General features: G+C 68.1%; 3 protein-coding genes. All 3 read right to left on the bottom strand.

All coding sequences use genetic code 11. From position 1 onward, the window contains the following. The coding region (locus ACR2JA_RS19720; RefSeq protein WP_434010760.1) for an O-acetylhomoserine aminocarboxypropyltransferase/cysteine synthase family protein at positions 1-1,090 on the bottom strand (1,090 nt) is incomplete at its 3' end. 56 nt (positions 1,091-1,146) lie between these two features. Continuing rightward, a complete protein-coding gene (locus ACR2JA_RS19715; protein WP_434010759.1) occupies positions 1,147-1,767 on the bottom strand; it encodes a septal ring lytic transglycosylase RlpA family protein in 621 nt (206 codons plus the stop codon). Between the two features lie 36 nt (positions 1,768-1,803). Further along, positions 1,804-2,429 (bottom strand): methylenetetrahydrofolate reductase (locus ACR2JA_RS19710; RefSeq protein ID WP_434010758.1); only part of this gene is annotated, 626 nt, incomplete at its 5' end.

Raw genomic sequence — 2,429 nt, 5'->3', positions numbered from 1 at the left:
TGAAGAGCTGCAGCGCGTCCTGGAAGCGCGTGCCGGCCGCGATGGCGTCCGCCGACTTCAGACCAAAACTGATGATCCCCGACGCTCGGCCGCCCATGTACTGTTGCACCAGCGCGTTGTCTTTGTGGCCGGGCAGGCCGGCGTAGTTGACCCAGGCCACCTGGGGGTGGTTCTGCAGGTGCGTGGCGATCTTGACCGCGTAGACGCAGATGCGGTCCATGCGCAGCGCCAGGGTCTCGATGCCCTGCAGGATCTGGAACGCGTTCATGGGCGAGAGCGCGGCGCCCATGTTGCGCAGCGGCACCACGCGCGCACGGCCAATGTAGGCAGCGGCACCCAGCGCCTCGGTGTAGACCACGCCGTGGTAGCTCACGTCGGGTTCGTTCAGGCGCTTGAAGCGCGCCTTGTGCTCAGCCCACGGGAACTTGCCGCTGTCCACGATGGCACCGCCGATGGTGGTGCCGTGGCCGCCGAGGTATTTGGTGAGCGAGTGCACCACGATGTCGGCGCCGTGTTCGAACGGGCGGCACAGGTAGGGGCTGGTCACCGTGTTGTCCACGATCAGCGGCACGCCGGCCGCGTGCGCCACCTTGGCCAGCGCACCGATGTCGGTCACATTGCCCAGCGGGTTGCCAATGGACTCGCAGTAGATCGCCTTGGTCTTGTCATCGATCAGCGCGGCGAACGCCGCCGGGTCGCGCGGGTCGGCAAAGCGCACCGTGATGCCCTGCTGCGGCAGGGTGTGGGCGAACAGGTTGTAGGTGCCGCCGTACAGCGTGCTGGCAGAAACGATGTTGTCGCCGCTCTCGGCGATGGTCTGGATGGCTGCGGTGATGGCCGCCATGCCCGAGGCCATGGCCAGCGCACCGATGCCGCCTTCAAGCGCGGCCAGGCGCGCTTCGAGCACGCCGTTGGTGGGATTCATGATGCGGCTGTAGATGTTGCCGGCGACCTTGAGGTCGAACAGGTCGGCACCGTGCTGCGTGTCGTCGAACGCGTAGGCCACGGTCTGGTAGATCGGCACGGCCACGGCCTTGGTGGTCGGGTCCGGGCTGTAACCGCCGTGCACGGCGATGGTCTCGATTTTCATCTTGCGGGTCTCCTGGGTGTTGGGGTTGCCACGCCGTGAGCACCGCGCAGCAGCGGTCATTCTCGCAGCAAGACCACCTCGGTCACGCCGCGGTGGCGCAGGCCCAGCGCGCTGATCGCGCCCAGGCTCAGGTCGATGATGCGGCTGTGCTTGTAGGGGCCGCGGTCGTTGATGCGCACCACCACCTCCTTGCCCGTGTACACGCTGCGCACACGCACCTTGGTGCCGAACGGCAGGGTCTTGTGGGCGGCGGTCAGCGCGTGCATGTCGTAGCGCTCGCCGTTGGCGGTGCGGCGCCCGTGAAAGCCCGGCCCGTACCAGGACGCCAGACCCTGCGCCAGCGGTTTACCGGACTTGGCGTCCAACGCGGCCTGCTGGGCATCGGCGGCGGAGATGGTCTCTCCGCCGTCCAGCGGCGCGATCAGCACCAGCGGCTCGCCCAGCGGAGCGATCGGGGGAAGGGATGCCGGTGCACGAGGGTGCGCAACAGCACTCGCCACCACCGGCTCGGGTCGGCCCTGCGACGCGGGCGACGGCGCCAGCGGAGCGGTGCTCGCCTGCACGGGGGCCGGCGCCTTGTGGGGCACGGCACACCCGGCCAGTGCGAACGCCAGCAAGGCAGACGCCGTGCGCGGACGCGGGCGGCTGCGGATCAGACGACGGGACGAGTGGGGCATGGCGATCCTCCTGTTGTTGTGCGCCTGCCCGCCACCTTAGCCCAACTGCAGCCGTTTGACGATCTCCAGCGTCGCCACGCTCTGGTTCATGGTGTAGAAGTGCAGCGCCGGCACACCGGCGTTGCGCAGTTGGTCACACAGGTCGGTCGTCACGTCCAGGCCAAAGGCCTTGATGGACTCGGTGTCGTCACCAAAAGCCTGCAGGCGCAGGCGGATCCAGCGCGGCACCTCGGCGCCGCAGCTCTCGGCAAAACGCAAGAGGCCGCTGGAATTGATGATGGGCATGATGCCCGGCACCACCGGCACGTCCGCGCCCAGCTTGTGCGCGTCGTCCACGAAACGGAAGTACGCGTCGGTGTTGAAGAAGAACTGCGTGATCGCCGAACTGGCCCCCGCCTTGACCTTGGCCACATAGGCCTGCAGGTCGGCCTCGGGCGACTTGGCCTGCGGGTGCATCTCGGGATAGGCCGCCACTTCCAAGTGGAAGTGGTCGCCCGTCTCGGCGCGGATGAAGGCCACCAGATCGGCTGCGTAGCGGAACTCGCCCATGCTGCCGTAGCCACTGGGCAGGTCACCCCGCAGCGCCACCAGCCGGCGCAGACCCATGGACCGGAACAGCGCCAGCTTCTCGCGCACCGATTCGCGCGAGGCACCGACGCAGG

Source organism: Hydrogenophaga sp. (genome assembly GCF_051007235.1).
Taxonomy (GTDB): domain Bacteria; phylum Pseudomonadota; class Gammaproteobacteria; order Burkholderiales; family Burkholderiaceae_C; genus Hydrogenophaga.
Note: the sequence above shows the minus strand (reverse complement) of the source record. Positions and strands in the feature narration are given on the sequence as shown.

Coding starts and splice junctions, on each gene's coding strand:
- ACR2JA_RS19715 (WP_434010759.1), bottom strand. CDS start 1,767: ATGCCCCACTCGTCCCGTCGTCTGATCCGCAGCCGCCCGCGTCCGCGC.